Annotated in this window: 18 protein-coding genes; 12 read left to right on the top strand and 6 right to left on the bottom strand. The window is 38.1% G+C overall.

Annotated features, from left to right (window positions below; all coding sequences use genetic code 11):
• Positions 1-74 precede the first annotated feature (74 nt).
• From DRW42_RS23145 to DRW42_RS23125, 5 genes are all read left to right on the top strand, one after another.
• The gene (locus DRW42_RS23145) at positions 75-569 is read left to right on the top strand and encodes a hypothetical protein (protein ID WP_244215356.1); all 495 of its coding nucleotides are present in this window, start codon (positions 75-77) and stop codon (positions 567-569) included.
• A 333-nt stretch (positions 570-902) separates the two neighbouring features.
• The gene (gene mqnE, locus DRW42_RS23140; RefSeq protein WP_113951289.1) at positions 903-2,096 is read left to right on the top strand and encodes an aminofutalosine synthase MqnE; all 1,194 of its coding nucleotides are present in this window, start codon (positions 903-905) and stop codon (positions 2,094-2,096) included.
• Between the two features lie 128 nt (positions 2,097-2,224).
• Positions 2,225-2,848, top strand: a complete 624-nt coding sequence (locus DRW42_RS23135; RefSeq protein ID WP_113951246.1) for a histidine phosphatase family protein — start codon at positions 2,225-2,227, stop codon at positions 2,846-2,848.
• Positions 2,849-2,880: 32 nt separating this feature from the next.
• Positions 2,881-3,609 (top strand): menaquinone biosynthetic enzyme MqnA/MqnD family protein, encoded by a 729-nt coding sequence (locus DRW42_RS23130; RefSeq protein WP_113951245.1) that lies wholly within the window; start codon positions 2,881-2,883, stop codon positions 3,607-3,609.
• Positions 3,610-3,620: 11 nt separating this feature from the next.
• A complete protein-coding gene (locus tag DRW42_RS23125) occupies positions 3,621-4,226 on the top strand; it encodes a hypothetical protein (RefSeq protein WP_113951244.1) in 606 nt (201 codons plus the stop codon).
• A 74-nt stretch (positions 4,227-4,300) separates the two neighbouring features.
• Here the strand turns inward: DRW42_RS23125 and DRW42_RS23120 are convergent, their stop codons facing one another.
• Both DRW42_RS23120 and DRW42_RS23115 read right to left on the bottom strand, forming a co-directional pair.
• On the bottom strand, positions 4,301-4,615 hold the full coding sequence (locus DRW42_RS23120) for an HPF/RaiA family ribosome-associated protein (RefSeq protein ID WP_113951243.1): 315 nt from the start codon (positions 4,613-4,615) through the stop codon (positions 4,301-4,303).
• A 70-nt stretch (positions 4,616-4,685) separates the two neighbouring features.
• On the bottom strand, positions 4,686-5,435 hold the full coding sequence (locus tag DRW42_RS23115; RefSeq protein ID WP_208643617.1) for a phospholipase D-like domain-containing protein: 750 nt from the start codon (positions 5,433-5,435) through the stop codon (positions 4,686-4,688).
• A gap of 467 nt (positions 5,436-5,902) precedes the next feature.
• Between DRW42_RS23115 and mutS the strand changes: the two genes are divergently transcribed.
• The 4 genes from mutS to DRW42_RS23095 all read left to right on the top strand — a co-directional run bounded on the left by mutS (position 5,903) and on the right by DRW42_RS23095 (position 10,407).
• Entirely contained in the window at positions 5,903-8,515 is a 2,613-nt protein-coding gene (gene mutS, locus DRW42_RS23110; protein WP_113951242.1) for a DNA mismatch repair protein MutS, read from the top strand.
• A gap of 135 nt (positions 8,516-8,650) precedes the next feature.
• Positions 8,651-9,175, top strand: coding sequence for a C40 family peptidase (locus DRW42_RS23105; protein ID WP_113951241.1), 525 nt, complete (start codon positions 8,651-8,653; stop codon positions 9,173-9,175).
• A 152-nt stretch (positions 9,176-9,327) separates the two neighbouring features.
• On the top strand, positions 9,328-9,795 hold the full coding sequence (locus DRW42_RS23100; protein WP_113951287.1) for a TlpA disulfide reductase family protein: 468 nt from the start codon (positions 9,328-9,330) through the stop codon (positions 9,793-9,795).
• 6 nt (positions 9,796-9,801) lie between these two features.
• A complete protein-coding gene (locus DRW42_RS23095) occupies positions 9,802-10,407 on the top strand; it encodes a thioredoxin family protein (protein ID WP_113951240.1) in 606 nt (201 codons plus the stop codon).
• Here the strand turns inward: DRW42_RS23095 and DRW42_RS23090 are convergent.
• Positions 10,404-11,591, bottom strand: a complete 1,188-nt coding sequence (locus DRW42_RS23090; RefSeq protein ID WP_113951239.1) for an acetyltransferase domain-containing protein — start codon at positions 11,589-11,591, stop codon at positions 10,404-10,406. The two genes, DRW42_RS23095 and DRW42_RS23090, sit on opposite strands and share 4 nt — an antisense overlap.
• Positions 11,592-11,866: 275 nt before the next feature.
• On the opposite strand from DRW42_RS23090, the gene DRW42_RS23085 reads away from it, so the two are divergent.
• The 3 genes from DRW42_RS23085 to DRW42_RS23075 all read left to right on the top strand — a co-directional run bounded on the left by DRW42_RS23085 (position 11,867) and on the right by DRW42_RS23075 (position 14,877).
• Positions 11,867-13,291 carry a glycoside hydrolase family 125 protein gene (locus DRW42_RS23085; RefSeq protein ID WP_113951238.1) on the top strand — a complete coding sequence of 475 codons (1,425 nt, stop codon included), beginning with the start codon at positions 11,867-11,869 and terminating at the stop codon, positions 13,289-13,291.
• A gap of 207 nt (positions 13,292-13,498) precedes the next feature.
• Positions 13,499-14,686 (top strand): GAF domain-containing sensor histidine kinase, encoded by a 1,188-nt coding sequence (locus DRW42_RS23080; protein ID WP_244215355.1) that lies wholly within the window; start codon positions 13,499-13,501, stop codon positions 14,684-14,686.
• The gene (locus tag DRW42_RS23075) at positions 14,683-14,877 is read left to right on the top strand and encodes a hypothetical protein (protein ID WP_113951237.1); all 195 of its coding nucleotides are present in this window, start codon (positions 14,683-14,685) and stop codon (positions 14,875-14,877) included. The genes DRW42_RS23080 and DRW42_RS23075 overlap by 4 nt, the downstream gene beginning before the upstream one ends.
• A 118-nt stretch (positions 14,878-14,995) precedes the next feature.
• Here DRW42_RS23075 and DRW42_RS23070 read toward each other — a convergent pair whose 3' ends face one another.
• The 3 genes from DRW42_RS23070 to DRW42_RS23065 all read right to left on the bottom strand — a co-directional run bounded on the left by DRW42_RS23070 (position 14,996) and on the right by DRW42_RS23065 (position 17,822).
• Positions 14,996-15,349, bottom strand: a complete 354-nt coding sequence (locus DRW42_RS23070) for a nuclear transport factor 2 family protein (protein WP_113951236.1) — start codon at positions 15,347-15,349, stop codon at positions 14,996-14,998.
• Positions 15,350-15,579: 230 nt separating this feature from the next.
• Complete coding sequence (locus DRW42_RS28875; RefSeq protein ID WP_158544388.1) at positions 15,580-15,756, bottom strand: hypothetical protein; 177 nt, start codon at positions 15,754-15,756, stop codon at positions 15,580-15,582.
• Positions 15,753-17,822, bottom strand: coding sequence for a glycoside hydrolase family 95 protein (locus DRW42_RS23065; protein ID WP_158544387.1), 2,070 nt, complete (start codon positions 17,820-17,822; stop codon positions 15,753-15,755). Before DRW42_RS23065 ends, DRW42_RS28875 begins: the two co-directional genes overlap by 4 nt.
• Positions 17,823-17,960 lie beyond the last annotated feature (138 nt).

Raw genomic sequence — 17,960 nt, 5'->3', positions numbered from 1 at the left:
GCGCTAATTTAAGGTTCGTAATGGTTTTGGCAAGATTTATGTAACAAGTTTGTCGAAATTTAATTAAACAAAAAATGAAAAGATTATTTATAGCTATCGCAATAGCATGTTCTACTTTAGTAATGTTACAAAGTTGTAATACCGCAAAAAGGGTAACTGCTGGTGTTACGGGTAGCAGAGGTACAGTTGTTCGCGACTGGGTAGTAAGTAATGTAGCATTAGAGGGTTTGCCTGATGGTGCGGTACAAGGTTTATTTGGTGAAAAATCGTATAAATGTTTTCAAGGTAGTACCTGGCATTTAACCAATAGCGGTAATGGTTCGTATACTTTACCGGCATCAAGCGCATGTGGTTCGGTAATACAAACTATTTTCTGGTCGGCAGCGCCTAAAGATCAGACTTTCCAGTTCAAAAAAATATTTGAAGGCGATAAAGCTAAAAATGTAGCAGAAGGTTACCGTTTGGTTTTGACCGACCTTTCAAGCACACAGATGATTTTAAAATCACCAATCGAATTTGGTGGCAGAACTGCAAACATCGTGTTAACTTTTGTGCCTGAAGCAAGATAATTTAATCTACCTGTGAAAAACATAAATTGAGCACATCTGAAAAGAGGTGCTTTTTTGTTTCAACTTTTTTTGCCACGGATGCACAGATTTACACAGAATTAATTTATTTCCGTGATTTCTGAAGTTCAGGTACAATTGCGTGTGTACAAAAACAAGATCCGTGGTTTTCCGTGTCTCCGTGGCAAAATACTTTACAGAAAACTCAACATCTGTGTTTATCCGTGTTCATCTGTGGCTAATTAATATTGCCACTATTCAAAAATCGCGGTTTGTTACAAGAAAATGATTTTGAAATCGCCCCTTTATTGTATTTTTGTTCAAAATAAATCAGGAATGAATACAACTGAGCAAGTTGAAAAAATATTAGCTGATACCAATTTATCAACTGAATTACAAAACATAGCACATAAAGTTCTTCACGGAGAGCGCATTACATTTGATGAAGGCGTATACCTTTACGAACATGCCGAATTAGGCTATTTGGGTGTACTCGCTAATTTTATCCGCGAGAAAAAACATGGCGATAAAACCTATTTCAACCGAAATTTCCATTTAGAACCAACCAATCTTTGCGTTTATGACTGCAAATTCTGTTCTTACTCGCGATTAATCAAGCAAAAAGAAGAAGGCTGGGCGCTAACCATGGAGCAAATGCTGGATATTGTTAAAAAATATGATGGTGAGCCCGTAACCGAAGTGCATATTGTAGGTGGGGTGCTTCCCCAGTATGATGTAGCCTTTTATTCGGCACTTTTTACTGCAATTAAACAACATCGTCCTGATTTACATGTAAAAGCATTAACCCCTGTAGAATATCACTATATTTTTAAGAAAGCCAAAATCGATTACGCAACAGGAATGCGTTTGATGAAAGAAGCCGGATTGGAATCGATACCAGGTGGTGGTGCGGAAATCTTTCACCCTGAAGTGAGGGAGCAGATTGCCAAAGATAAATGTACTGGTCAGCAATGGTTAGACATACATGAAGAATGGCACAAACTGGGCATGAGAAGTAATGCTACGATGCTTTACGGACATATCGAAAAATACTGGCATCGTGTAGATCACATGGAGAAACTTCGCGAGTTACAGGACCGTACAGGTGGTTTCCAGACATTTATTCCTTTAAAATTCAGAAATCAGCACAACCAGATGAGTAATGTGCCAGAATCATCAGTAATTGAAGATTTAAGGAATTACGCCATTGCACGTATCTACATGGATAATTTTGACCATATTAAGGCTTATTGGGCAATGATTAGTCGAGAAACAGCCCAGTTATCTTTAAATTATGGCGTTGATGATATCGACGGTACTTTAGACGATACCACCAAAATATACTCTATGGCCGGTGCAGAAGAACAAACACCTGCAATGAGTACCAAAGAACTGGTTAACCTGATTAAACAGGTAGGTAGAAAAGCAATAGAACGCGATACCTTATATAACGTAGTTACTGATTTTGAAAATGTAGTTTTTGAAGAAGAGAAAAAACCTCAGTATTATAAATTACCAGTAGTGAATTAATTATTGAATGAATTAATGAAGGATTGATAGAATGTGACAAGTAATTCCTTTATTCACTCATTCAAAACTCATTCATTCGATAATTCAATCATTCAAAATTCAATCATTTTAACAATCAATCATTATTAATGAAGGAAATATACATCATCCGCCACGGCGAAACGGAACTTAACAGACAGGGCATAGTACAGGGCAGAGGTATAAATTCTGACTTAAATGATTTAGGCAGGGCACAGGCCGAAGCTTTTTATCAAACTTACAAACACATTGCCTTTGATAAAATTTATACTTCGGATTTAAAACGTACCTGGCAAACCGTACAAAAGTTTATTGATTCGGAATTACCATGGGAGAAACTGTCTGGATTGGATGAATTGGCCTGGGGTGTTTGGGAAGGAAAACCCAATACTGAAGATGCCCGTGATGCTTTCCGCGAGATGTTACAAAGCTGGGAGAATGGAGATTATACTGCTCATTTTGAAGGTGGAGAAAGTGTGCAGGATGTATATGAACGGCTGAAACAGCCAATGGAGATTTTAAAGAGCAGACCAGAGGAAAAAACGGTGCTGCTTTGCATGCACGGCAGGGCAATGCGTGTTTTCCTTTGTTTGCTTCTGGGCAAGCCATTGAATGAAATGACAGAATTTCCGCATCAGAATACTGTACTATATAAAATGGGACTGGAAGACGGGAAATTTACCGTACTTGAATTTAACAGTGCCGTTCATCTGGACGGTTTAGTAATTGAATAATACGCTTATCGCAAAGCGCAAAACATAATACCTTGAATAAGATTAAAATATCGGCTGTTGCTTATACCAACACCAAAGCTTTTATATACGGATTAGAACATTCCGAAATTATAAATAAAATTGATTTAAGTTTAGATATTCCTTCAGATTGCGCAGCCAAAGTAATTAACGGTCAGGCTGATATAGGATTAATGCCAGTTGCAGCTATTCCGTTGGTTCCGAATGCAAATATTGTAGCCGATTACTGCATTGGCAGCGATGGCGGTGTTAATTCGGTATTTATTTTTAGCGATGTGCCTGCAGAGGAAATTAAAACAGTAAGATTGGATGCCCATTCGCGCACATCAAACAATTTAGCTAAAGTATTGCTTAAGTTTCACTGGAAAAAAGAAGTAGAATTTACGACGGATCCTACTGCAAAAACAGATGCTTTCGTGCTGATTGGTGATAGAACTTTTGGCAAAAAAGATGATTTCGCCTACGCTTATGATATGGGCGAGGAGTGGAAAAATTTTACGGGATTACCTTTTATGTATGCCGCCTGGGTAGCCAACAAAGAAATTTCAGAAGAATTTAAAGCTGAATTTAATACGGCTTTAAAGTTTGGTTTAGATCACAGAAAAGAAGTTTTACAGGAGTTACCAGCATCACCAAATTTTGATCTGGAAGATTATCTGTATCATAAACTTCAGTTTGATGTAACAGACGACCGAAAAAAAGCATTGAATTTGTTTTTGGGGTATATCGAACAACTAGACTAACAGCAAATAAGTTGATTAAACAGATTAAAAGGAAGAAATGCCTTGCAAAGTATCCAATATTTCCGCTCAGAACTTACAGCGAGGATATTGAAGATTACGATTATTTCTATCCCAATACTTTTTCCAATTATATTTTAACCTTAAAATCGAAAAGCTATAAAAAGCACCTTAAAAACCTGGGAGAAGAACTTTCTAATCTTTGTGCCTGTTTAAAATCAAACCATTTTATTTTTTTAGGTGATGAAAAACTGGCATGGCGATTTCGTGAGGGAAAGTATAAAAATTTTAAAAAGGGTATGGATTATTTTGCAAGCGAAGGGATTAAAAAAAAGTTTTCTGGTGGTTTGCTTGTGGGTGAAAATGACATGTTGGATTTTACTAAACACCTTGCTTACCTTACAGCTGTTAACGGACTGATACAATATATTCACTTTACAGATGAATCTCAGAATATTATAGGCTCAATTTGTAATTATGGAGATATCCATGTGAGTACAATAAATGAAATTAGCAATGAGTTATTTATAAACGCTGTTTCGGATACGAAATTTGATTTTTTAGATGGAAAGTGTAATTCTCAGTTCGATATTAAAGGTAAAAGATCAACATCGTTTTAAAAGAAAAAAGCAATCTGATCAGATTGCTTTTTTTGTTATCGTAGTGCTGAACTTGTTCGGCATCTCTTTGTCTTTTAATGGCTTTTCATCTTCCCGGCAACTTTTTCAAGCGAACTTTTTAGTTTGCTAAGCGCACCTGTAATGGCCAGATCATAAGTATTACCCAGGTTTGAAACTGCTATTGGTTCTTTACCGGTAATTCTGGCTTCCAACAAACATCTTTTATCATCTAATCCTTCCTTACTGCCATTTTCGTCAGATAAATGAACCTCTAAGCGTGTAATTAAATCACTATATCTGCTCAAGCCCTCATTTAACTGGGTTTGTATTTTTTCTTCGTATTCCTGATGTATCGTTAAATTCTTGTCGGTATTCAGTTGGATCGTCATAGTTATAAAATTAGGTATATACATGAATAACAATACTTGCCTCAAAACGTTTTAAAATTAACTGTTAATTTTAGTTAATAGGTTCAATATATATTTGTTTTCCCCAAATCTGTAAGTCTGCTACCGGCAGGAAAGGATGTTCAAAAAGTAAATCAATTTCTTTCTTTATTTCCTGGATCGCATTTACATCAGTTGTTCTTATTCGGGTTTCATGATTAAATTGAGTGCCACTCTGGGTAAAGTTTAATGAACCCATATATGCTATCTGGTCATCAATTAAGTAAATTTTACTGTGAATTAAAGATGTTTTTTCGTCAGCTATGTACACTTTAAATGGAAATAACTGGGTATAATAATAACTGTAGATCTGCAGTTTTTTTATTTTTGTTTTATATAAAATTTGGATTAAAAAAAGGATAATAATAGGAATAAAACCAAAAAACACATTAATATCCCTGAAATAATAGGCTAAGATAATTAATACGGCTACTAAACTAAAACCGATATAAGAAAGACGGTTTGTAAAATTGATCCACTTATCCCTGATTTTTTGCTTCTGAAGATCGGTATTTCGATTTTGAATAATCAGTTTATATATGTTTTTTTCACGATAACCATAAAAATCTTCTATGTTATTTGTCGTAATTAATTTGATATCAATGTTGTTATTTTTTAGATAAATCAACTCTGAAATCAAATAAGGAGATAAAAAAGGAGAGACTATCTTAACTGAACGCTTCGCAGCTTTCATATCATTCATAAGTTTTTTGCCAGCTCCACTTCCAATATAAATATCACAAATAGCGTTATTGTAAAACATAAAAAAATGAGGTAATAGTTTGACTAGATTTATTAATTTATAGCCTCTAAAAATAAATTTAATAAAATTTCTTATATTTTATTAAAAGTCTAACTCCCAAGTCATCTTAATATGGTGTTTAAAACAAACCCTTGTTAATAAACCTGATAGAACGGAAAGCCCGGAGCGAAGCATGAGTGAGGACTTGGAGGGATAGCAGGACTGCAGCCTCCGAAATGCACAGAACCCCTCATTTTCTAATTATGGTTAACTGTATAAATAGGTTAAATGGTTATAAAACTATTGTTAATGTTCATTGAAAGATTGATCATTGATTATTAGGTTACTTGTTTAACTGTATAAATTGGTTAACTGTGATATCCTACAATTAACCGATTAAACAACCCATTTTTCTTAACTTTTCAACAAAACAGCCGTAAAATGCATATTCGTGTTATCTTTATGGCTTTTGTAAATTAATTTCAGTTTTGGCTAAAGACACGAATAAAGAAACCCCTTTGATGCAGCAATACAACGCAATTAAAGCGAAGTATCCGGGCGCACTTTTACTATTTAGGGTTGGCGATTTTTATGAAACCTTTGGCGAAGATGCCATTAAAACGGCTCAGATTTTAGGTATTGTACTTACCAGGAGGGGTACAGGCCCAAATGGTGGTGCTCTGGAACTCGCGGGCTTTCCGCATCACTCGCTGGATAATTATCTTTCTAAATTGGTTAGGGCAGGGCAGCGTGTGGCGATATGCGATCAGCTCGAAGATCCTAAAACCACAAAAACCATTGTTAAACGTGGTGTAACAGAGTTGGTTACCCCTGGGGTAGCTTATGGCGATAACATTGTAAATCAAAAATCGAACAATTTCCTGGCCTGTGTTTACTTTGATAAAGCACAACTGGGGATTTCATTTTTAGATATTTCTACCGGGGAATTTTTAATTGCACAGGGAAATAGCGACTATATCGATAAACTTTTGCAGGGTTTTAAACCTACAGAAGTAATTTTTCAAAAATCGAAGCGACAAGCTTTTGTAGAAAACTTTGGCGACCGCTTTTATACTTTTGGTTTAGATGAATGGCCTTTTACCTCCGATTTTGGAAACGAAACCCTGATGAAACACTTCGAGGTTTCTTCACTTAAGGGTTTTGGTGTGGAGCGCCTGCAAAGTGGGATAGTAGCCGCGGGCGTAATTTTGCACTATCTGGGCGAAACTGAGCACCGTAATCTGCAACACATCAGTTCGATAAGCCGTATTGAAGAAGACCGTTACATGTGGTTAGACCGCTTTACCATCCGTAACCTGGAGCTGGTGAACTCTCCCAATGATAATGCGGTAACACTTTTTGACATTCTGGATCATACCTGTACGCCGATGGGCGCACGATTGCTGCAGAAATGGATCATTATGCCTTTAAAAGAACTTAAACCCATCCAGGAACGCCTCGGAATGGTGGAGTATTTTGTCGGGCATGAAGAGCTACAGGGTGAGTTTTTAAATAATATTAAACAGATCGGCGATTTAGAGCGCTTGATCTCAAAAGTAGGTTTACAACGCGTTGGTCCGCGTGAATTAGTGGCTTTAAAAAGGGCTTTATACCACATCGAAGCGGTTAAAAAACTCGCCAATGATTCTAAAAACACTTTCCTGATTAAAATAGCGGATCAGTTGAATCCATGTTTAGCCATCAGGGATAGAATTGAAAGAGAACTACAACCCGAACCACCGGCATTACTGATTAAAGGAAATGTAATTGCGGATGGCATTGATGAAGATTTAGACCGCCTCCGTAAGATTGCTTTTGGCGGTAAAGATTACCTGGTGCAGATTCAGAAACGTGAAGCAGAAGCAACCGGCATCCCGTCGTTAAAAATTGCGTTCAATAATGTTTTTGGTTATTATTTAGAAGTTACCCATACCCATAAAGATAAAGTGCCCGAAGGCTGGATCCGTAAACAAACCCTGGTTAATGCCGAGCGTTACATCACACCGGAACTTAAAGAATATGAAGATCAGATTTTAGGTGCCGAGGAGAAAATACAGGCCATAGAAGTACGTTTGTATAACGAACTGATGTACGAAACAGCCAGCTACATCAAACCGATTCAACTTGATTCGTTTTTAATTGCACAGCTGGATTGTTTATTGTGTTTTGCACAACTGGCTGCAAAAAATCATTATAATAAGCCTAAAGTTACCGAAACTAAGGTGCTTGACATAAAAGGTGGCCGTCACCCTGTAATTGAGAAACAACTACCTGTGGGGCAGGAATACATCACTAATGATGTTTATCTGGATACTGATAGTCAGCAGATTATTATGATTACCGGACCCAATATGGCGGGTAAATCGGCCATTTTAAGGCAAACTGCCTTAATCGTGCTCATGGCGCAGATGGGTTCATTCGTACCTGCAAAAGATGCTGAAGTTGGTTTGGTAGATAAGATTTTTACCCGTGTGGGGGCATCCGATAATATTTCTTCGGGAGAAAGTACCTTCATGGTAGAAATGAACGAAACGGCCAGCATTTTGAACAACATTTCGGATAACAGCTTGATTTTACTGGATGAAATTGGCCGCGGAACAAGTACTTACGATGGTATTTCGATTGCCTGGGCCATTGCAGAGTTTTTGCATCAGCATCCAACATCAAGGCCAAAAACGCTTTTTGCCACACACTATCACGAACTGAATGAGTTGGCGAATACCATGCCGCGTATCAAAAACTTTAATGTTTCGGTTAAGGAAATGACCAATAAGGTAATCTTTCTGCGCAAACTGATACCCGGCGGAAGCGAGCACAGTTTTGGTATCCACGTGGCGAAAATGGCCGGTATGCCACCTAAACTGATCGGAAGGGCAAACGAAATATTAAAGAAACTTGAGATTGACCGTACTGAAGGGCAAAGCATTAAAGACAGTATTAAAAAGGTGCAGAACCAGGCATACCAGTTGCAGATGTTTGCCATAGATGATCCGGTTTTGGTTAAAATCCGCGATACGCTTAATAACCTTGATGTGAATGCCCTAACTCCAGTAGAAGCTTTGCTAAAACTGGATGAAATACAAAGATTGATTAAAAATTAAGAAAAGTGTAGGGTATAAGGTTTAAGGCGAAAGGTGAAGAACCGTAAAGCTAAATGAAATAACACAATAGAAATTACCTTATACCCTAAGCCTTATACCTTACGCCCAAAATGTTAATATAAGAATGGCAACACTATGGATATAACCTTAAACTTTACGCCTTACACCTTTCGCCTCAAAAACATTCTTTATTTAATAACGCTGGTTGCATTCTTCTCTTCTTGCGGTACGCGTAAATACACCGTTAAAAGCGATACCAAAGCTTCGAAAGCAGCAGATGCCATGGCCAATTTAAAAAGCAAGCAACTTTATCGTTTCATAACCGATTGGACAGGGGTAAGGTACCGTTTTGGTGGATTGGATAAAAGCGGGATTGATTGTTCGGGTTTTGCATTTTTACTGGAAAAAGAGATTTATGGTGTTACGCTTCCCAGGATTTCACGAGATCAGGCCAATGCAATAAGAAGAAAAGATGTCGATAATTTAAAAGAGGGTGATTTGGTGTTTTTCTCTTTCGGAGGAAGCGATGTGGATCATGTTGGCATTTACCTCAATAATGGTTTTTTCGTTCACGCCAGTACAACCCGTGGTGTAATTGTTGACGATTTAACATTGCCTGCATACCAAAAGGTTCTGGTGAAATCGGGATCGGTTAATTAATCCATTTCCGTCATTTCGACTGGAGTGCAACGAAACGGAGAAATCTGCTGTATAGATTTCTCCATTTCGCTACCGATGAAGAATCGATTAGCTTCAGTCGAAATGACGATCTCTTTATGAAAACAATCCCAATTAATTTTCGTTATTCTGTTATGCGTATATTTCTTATAATCTGCTTATCTTTAATTACTTATTCTGTTAATGCACAGGTAAAACTGCTCAAATTAGATGATTTAGACAAGCGCATTGCCAATGGAAAAGATACCACTTATGTGATCAATTTTTGGGCTACCTGGTGCTCTCCATGTGTGGCAGAATTGCCGAATTTCGAGAAATTACGTTTAGCCAGTTTAAAAAAGCCTGTTAAGGTGCTTTTGGTGAGTTTAGATTTTAAATCAAAACTGCTAAAGGAAGTGATTCCATTTGTAGAAAAAAATAAGATAAATGCCGAAGTATTTCTTTTAAATGAACCCGATCAGCAGCAATATATAGAGAGAATTGATAAAAAATGGTCTGGCGCTATACCCGCAACACTTTTTGTAAACAAGAAAAGCAGACGATTTTACGAAAAAGAATTTACCGAAGCCGAACTGAACAGTACTTTGTTAAACTTAAAATAAATTGTAATGAAAACATTGATTTTAATGGCATTTATGCTGCTTTCAGCAGTATCATTTGCACAAACAGAAGGTTATAAAATAGGCGACGTGGTTAAAGATTTCTCGCTGAAGAATGTGAACAACAAAACGGTTTCCCTTGCCGATTATAAATATGCCAAAGGATATATTGTGGTATTCACCTGCAATACCTGTCCGGTTGCAAAAGCCTACCAGGGCCGCGTTGCGGCATTAAATGCCACTTATGCAACTAAAGGTTATCCGGTTGTGGCCATCAATCCTAATGACGCAGGTGCTGTTCCGGACGAAAGTTTCGAAAAAATGCAGGCTTTGGCTTCCCAAAAGAAATTCAGTTTTCCTTACCTTTTAGACCCTGATCATGTGGTTACCAAACAGTTTGGCGCTACCAGAACACCACATGTTTTTGTGCTCAACAAAACCGATAAAGGTAATGTGGTAGAATACATTGGTGCAATAGATAACGATCCGGAAGAGGCAAATGGCACTAAAACCGACTATGTTAAAAATGCAGTAAACGAATTGTCGGTGGGTAAAAAGCCTGTAGTTGCTTCTACCAAAGCCGTTGGTTGTGGCATTAAGTGGAAAAAAGGTTAAACATAGCTTAACCACCATTGCCGGTGCGTTTCTTTATATTTCTTAAACCATCGGCATGGCAAATAAAGCGAGACAACCACGCAGATCCATATTAAATAAACAAAAGGCAAACTAAAGCCAAATGTTACAGGCCTGAATAAAAATGGTATCTGCACAATTTCCTTTGTGCTATAACCTGTGGCAAAAAATAAAACAACAAGGAGCGTGTGTAACAGGTAAAAATGAATCACATAATAAAAGAAAGGAACGGCACCGTAAACCGAAGTTATCCTGGTAAATCTGTTGTTCAGGTTTTCTATAACTGCCAGAATCAACATCGCCGGACCTATCGTCATAGCGAGGTATTCTAATGATGGCGGGTATTTACTCACATTAAAAAATGCCAGCAGGTTTTTAAAGAGGTCATGGTATTCTTTCCGCGGAGCCGGATCGCCATATACATTGATGAGTCGTAAGCCGATAAATAAAAGTACTGTTAACGAACCAACAATTAATAAGTTCCGTTGCCTGATTTTAGCTTCATAATTTCTTTTAAACCAGATACCGATTCCATAACCTAAAAACATAACACCCGTCCACGGCAGGATAGCATAAAAGACACCTATAAAATGGTTGCTGTTTAAAGGTACAACCGTTCCGGATGCGGTGAAAAATACCTTTAAGATCATCCCTGCGGTTGCATCTTTAGGCTCAGGAAATAAATTGAAAACATTATGACCGAAAACCAGGATCAAGCCGATAATCAAAACCATTCTATATGAAATCCGGCTGGCCAGAGCCAAAAAGACCATACTCCAGCCGATGGCCCATATTACCTGTAGAATGATAAAATTATATTGAAGATTAAAAGTGAGGCCCAGTGAGATGACCGCAATTTCTATAAATATGAGCCAAATTCCGCGTTTTAATAAAAATAAACTGGCCTGCGCAGGTGTTTTTTTCTGGGCGGATAAATAAGCTGATAAACCAGATAGAAAAACAAAGGTTGGCGCACAAAAATGTGTAATCCAGCGGGTAAAAAACAACATTCCTGTTGTAGTATCGGGGTTTAGGGGGTCGCCGGTCATGGCACCGATATGGAAAAAATCCCTGGTATGATCAAGCGCCATAATGATCATTACGAGCCCGCGTAATATATCAATGGATAAAATGCGTTTTGATGTGGTGGTTAGATCAGCATTCATCTTAAAATGTTTGGTTATTTAAAGATAGTAAATCGAAGCCAAATAAGCATTGATCTGTTTTAAACCTCTAAACATATAATTTCAGGATAATTCATAACACAAAAATCGATTTAGGAATGCTTTAATTGCATATTTTCATTTTGATGTTCCAAATATTATCATAATATTTGTTTGAGCGCTAACCGAATAATCTTACCCTTTATCATTGAATATATTCAATATCAGATAGATTTTCCGGTTAACATAAACGAACCAAATTATCATAACACAACATAATGAAAAGAAGAACATTTATACAAAACACAGGTTTATTGGCCGGAGGAGTAGTTGCATCGAAACTTTCTTTTGCTGCCAATCTCGCTCCCGAATTTCCTGTGGTACGTGTAGCTGCTGCTAAAAGGCATTTTCAGAGCAAAGCTGTAGATGCGGCAATTAAAACTTTCCAGGCAAACGTTAAAAACCCGGAACTGGCCTGGTTGTTCGAAAACTGTTTTCCCAATACCCTGGATACCACGGTATATTATAGCGAAAAAAGTGGCCGCCCTGACACGTATGTCATCACTGGTGATATTGATGCCATGTGGTTGCGCGACAGCTCTGCACAGGTTTGGCCATACCTTCAGTTTGTAAACGAAGATGAACCCCTTAAAAAATTAATTGCGGGGGTAATTATCCACCAAACAAAATGTGTGTTAAAAGACCCGTATGCGAATGCTTTTTATGGCGATGCCACTAAAGTAGGTGAGTGGAAAACCGATAAAACAGCTATGCAGCCAGGTGTACACGAGCGTAAATGGGAAATCGATTCGTTATGTTATCCTATCCGTTTGGCTTACCACTACTGGAAAAAAACAGGCGACAAAACTCCTTTTGATGCCGATTGGAAAAAAGGAATTGAAGCGACCTTAAAAACATTTAAAGAACAGCAGCGCAAGACAGATAAAGGTCCGTATCATTTCCAAAGGGAAACTACCCAACCCACCGATTCGTTACCAATGGCAGGTTATGGTTTTCCGGTAAATCCTGTAGGTTTAATCTGTTCGGCTTTCCGCCCAAGTGATGATGCCACTATTTTTCCTTTCCTTGTGCCATCTAATTTCTTTGCCGTATCGAGTCTGAAACAAGCGGCCGAAATGATTAAAGCATTACAAAGCGATAAAAATCTGGAAAGTAGTTTGTTAAATCTTGCTGACGTGGTAAATGCTGCCTTACAGAAACATGCTATTGTTAACCACCCGAAATATGGCAAAATTTACGCCTTTGAGGTAGATGGGTTCGGAAGTTCTTATCTGATGGATGATTCTAATGTGCCAAGTTTATTGGGTTTACCCTATTTAGGTGCAATGAAAATTGAAGATCCTATTTACCAGAATACCAGGAAATTTGCGCTATCTAAAGATAACCCGTATTTCTTTAAGGGTACAGCAGCAGAAGGTATTGGCGGGCCGCACGCCGGACAGGACATGATCTGGCCGATGAGCATTACCATGCGCGCGTTAACATCAAAAGATGATGCGGAAATTAAATATTGTATAGATACTTTACGTAAAACTCATGCAGGTAAAGGTTTTATGCACGAATCGTTTAATAAAGATAATCCGGCCAATTTTACCAGGGCATGGTTCGCATGGTCTAACACCTTATTTGGCGAATTACTTTGGAGAACATACCACGAAAAACCAGCTTTGCTAAAAGCTTAACATAACAGACCGTATTTATTGGTAATTTTATTTTACAGATAAATACGGTCTTATCATTGCTAACACAAACAGGAATAATTACAGGTATAAATACGTTATTTAAGCGCTAAACTTACAGCCTTTGTAAAACATGCGTTAGAATTTATGACCAGTCTTTTCTGCAATCAGAAATATTTGTAAATTGCTGCAAGATTATTCATTCCCGCTTTGCAAAATCCCGAAAAAACCATTCTTTCTGATATAGAAGCTATTAATAAAATCCCGGCCATTGCACATATTTTAGAAATTGTGTGCCGTACCACTGGCATGGGTTTTTCTGCAGTTGCGAGGGTAACCTCCGATAAATGGATAGCCTGCGCTATACATGATGAAATTAATTTTGGTTTACCGGTTGGCGGGGAACTTAAACTGGAAACCACCATCTGCAACGAAATCAGACAGCACCAGCAAGCTGTAATCATTGACCATGTTGATGAGGACGAAAATTTTAAAGGACATCACACTCCGTTGATGTATGGTTTTCAAAGTTATATTTCTGTACCGATTATTTTAAAAAACGGTAATTTTTTCGGAACACTTTGTGCCATTGATCCTAAACCCGCCAAACTTAAAAATCCTGCCATTACAGGCATGTTTAGCATGTTTGCCGATTTAATAGCTTTCCACATGGATGCATTGGACCAACTGGACATTGCTGAAAAGGAATTGAAAAAACAGCAGGAAATAGCCATCTTAAGGGATCAGTTTATTGCCATATTGGGCCATGATTTAAGGAATCCGCTAAATGCAATATCAAGTAGTGCGCAATTATTGTCGCGCTTAAATTTAGATGAACGCGGCATCCGTATCGCCAAAATTGTAAAAGATTCTTCTTTCAGGATGAATGGCCTGATCGAAAATATACTCGATTTTGCCAGCGGACGTTTAGGCGATGGTATTACCATTAACAGAACTGCCGACGAAGACCTGGAAAAACTGCTGGTACAGGTAATTGATGAATTGCAAACGATATGGCCAAGCCGGCATATCAAAACTGACTTTGATTTTAAACATCCGGTTAATGCTGATGGCAAACGTTTGGCGCAACTTTTTTCGAACCTGCTGGCCAATGCCTTAAACTATTCGCCAGCTGATTCTACTATAGAAATTACCGCTTTCAGTACTGATAAAGAGTTTAACCTTTGTGTGGCCAATAAAGGAAAACAGATTCCGGAAGCTGCAATGGAACGTTTGTTCCAGCCTTTTTCGAGGGGAGAAGTAGAACCAAATCAAAAAGGTCTGGGTTTAGGCTTATATATTGCATCAGAAATTGCAAAGGCACATGATGGAAGTTTAGATGTTACTTCTACACCCGAAAAAACTTGTTTTACCTTAAGTATACCTTATAAAAAATGATAACTGTAAACGATCAGTTACCCACATCCACACTTTTAGAATTGAAAATCGGTGAAGACATAACTGATGGAAATACACTATCGGGAAAAATATCGGCTATCGAAATCAGTGAAACAGACGAATTTCTGATGTTCCTCTTCCAACTGGAAAACAGCCACATGATCATCAGAAAATTGAAGCAGGTTTGTTAGTCCACTTTGCATTCGTCATTTCGACCAAAATGCAATGGAGCAGAGAAATTTAAAGTTAATTCATGTTATAGATTTCTCGACTCCGGTCGAAATGACGTAAATTTTTAAATGTCGATACTTATAAAATTGGCCGTGGATCGAATATTACCTGAAACGACTGGATTTTATCGTCGACCAGTTTGTACCAACCGCATGAGAAAATGGTTTTCGCACCCATATCAATGTCGTACCAAAGGCAAACCTCTTGCTGATCTACAAATACCTTTTTAATATCGTACTTGAATTTCATCTTTTTCATGTCTTCAATGTAAAGGTCGGCACCGTTTCTTTCACCCATCACTCCTTTAAAGCTCATATCATCCTGCAACTGTTGACGGGCAAGTTCGAAATCTTCTGCGTTTAATGCGTTGATAAAATCAAGCACAACCACTTTTGCATTGTGTTCAGTCAGTATTTTATTTGAAGTACTCATTTCAATTCTTTTCAAGAAAAACGGAAATCAAAAGGAAAATGTTTGAGGAATTAAGTATTGAATGAATGAGTTTTGGATGATTGAATGAATGAGTTTTGAATGATTGAGTGAATGAATTTTGAATGATTAAGTGTTATGAAAATCTGTAATCTTTCGTTCTTTAATTCTCCCATTCAATCATTCTATCATTAAACCATTCTCTCATTCAATCATTCTCTAATTTTGTCATCTCATTTATCCTTCAAGCTATAAACTTTTCCAACCTGTGTTTTAAAGCTATATTTAAAGTCGCTTCCTGATTTTTCTTCTTTAACTCCTTTAACTTTTAACGCATTCGGACTTCTCACCACGCAATCTTCACCAGATAGTGATTTAATTGATAATTTGCTTATCTTACCTTTTTTCATTCCAAATCTGTGATTTCGAAGTTACCCCTTGCTCTTAAACCTTGTATACTTCCCGACGACCATTGATCAGGCAGGGCAGGTAAAAACTGAAGCTCACCTGTCTGGCTTTGCAATAACATTTCTGAAATGCCAGCGGTATAACCAAAATTTCCATCAATCTGAAAGGGTGGATGTGCACAAAAGAGGTTCGAATAAATTCCGCCACCTTTATTATAATCAGTGCCCGAACCGCCAACCGGTGTTATAAAGTTCTGCAGTATTTTATAGGCATGATTACCGTCCTGTAACCTCGCCCAGAAATTCATTTTCCAGGCCATCGACCATCCTGTTGATTCATCACCACGTGCAGTTAAAGTAACCCGTGCCGCTTTTGCCATTTCAGGTGTTTTAATGGTGCTGATTTCTCGTCCGGGATGCAGGCCAAAAAGATGCGAAATGTGTCTGTGCTGATCTTTTGGATCGTCGCGGTCGGTTTCCCATTCCTGCAGCTGTCCCCATTTACCTATTTTTGGTTTTAACAGGTGTGCCTTTAAATCAGCAATATGTTTTCTATAATCGTTGTCGATACCTAAAATTTCAGCAGCTTCGATATAATTGGTAAACAGATCGTATACAATCTGCTGATCGTGCGTTACCCCATCTTCGGTAGGGCCGTGCTCCGGCGACCATCCCAGTGGCGATACCAATGTGCCATCTGGTCTTCTTTTTAAATGATCGTCCCAAAATTCAGATATTTCTTTAATAATCGGGTAGGCAAAATTTTTCAGATAGTCCCTATCTTTTGTAAAGGCATAATGCTCCCAAAGCGCCTGCGCGTACCATGCGCTGCCTGGTGTATTCCACAAATAACTCATTCCGCCGAAAATGTTATTTTCTGTTTTTACTGTCCAGCCACGGGTGTTAGGATAATCTTTGCGGGTAGTAACCGCACTTACCTCGCGCATGCTGTTAATGTAATCAAGATATGGAATATGGCATTCAGATAGATTGGTAGGTTCGGCCAGCCAGTAATTCATCTGGATGTTGATGTTGGAATGGTAATCACTTCCCCATGGTGGCGTATTGCTCTCGTTCCAAAGTCCCTGTAAATTGGCTGGTAAACCACCTGGCCTGGAAGAGCTGATCAACAAATACCTTCCGTACTGGAAAATTAAGGTTTCAAGGTCATGATCGGGCGTTTTTTTATAATTGATCAGGCGCTGATAAGTAGGTAAACCATAGTTCTTAGTATCGCTTTCTCCTAAACTAATGGTTAAGCGGTTAAACAGCTTCTGGTAATCATCTATATGGCTTTTTAATAATGTAGCATAACGTTTTACAGATGCTGCTTTGAGGATGCGCTCAATTTTTGGCGCCGGTTCTTCACCTTTCCAGTGCTTTTCGCGTTTATTACTGTAATTGGTTGCCGCGGTAAAAATAATGGTAATGGCATCTGCTTTATCTATTTTCAGGCTTTCACCATCATCATTTTTTACCGCATAGGATTTTCCATTTTCAATTTTAACCAGTGCCGTAGCCTGATAAGGCATTCCGTTTGATAGCGTACCTGTGAATTGAATGGTGTTTCCATTAACGGTTATTTTGCCCTGATGTGCATTTTTGAGCCTGATTGCTGCCGAATAAGCATTCTTCTGATCAGAAGTAAGCCTTAAAACCATCACTTTATCCGGAAAACTGCAAAAATATTCGCGTTTATAATGAGTCCCGTTTTGGGTATAATTGATTGTATGTACCGAATTGGCCAGGTTTAAACCGCGCTTATAACCTGTAAAATTCTGGTCTTTCTGCACAAAATCAATAAACAGATCTCCAAAGGCCTGGTACATGCCCCTGTCGTTTTCATCGCCTGTCCAGAGTGTATTATCATTAAACTGGATATGTTCGTTATTTACTCCTCCAAAAATCATTCCGCCAATGCGGCCGTTCCCAATGGGGTAGGCCTCTGTCATCCAGTTTTGGGCTGGTTTATTATCCCAGAGCAATAAGGGGCTGGCTGGTTTCTTTTGCGCAGATACAGTGCTCGAAAAGCTTAATGCCAAAAATGAAATCAGCATCAGGCAAATCATTTGCTTAGGTTTAAAAAGCATAACGATATTTGATTAGTGTGATTTCAAAGATATATATAATCAGAGCGCGATTGCATCTCGATTATTGGCATTTTATTCAATTATTTAAGCATTGGGAGGGATTTTACTGTCACAGCC

Source organism: Pedobacter miscanthi (genome assembly GCF_003315595.1).
GTDB classification, from domain to species: Bacteria; Bacteroidota; Bacteroidia; order Sphingobacteriales; family Sphingobacteriaceae; genus Pedobacter; species Pedobacter miscanthi.
Note: the sequence above shows the minus strand (reverse complement) of the source record. Positions and strands in the feature narration are given on the sequence as shown.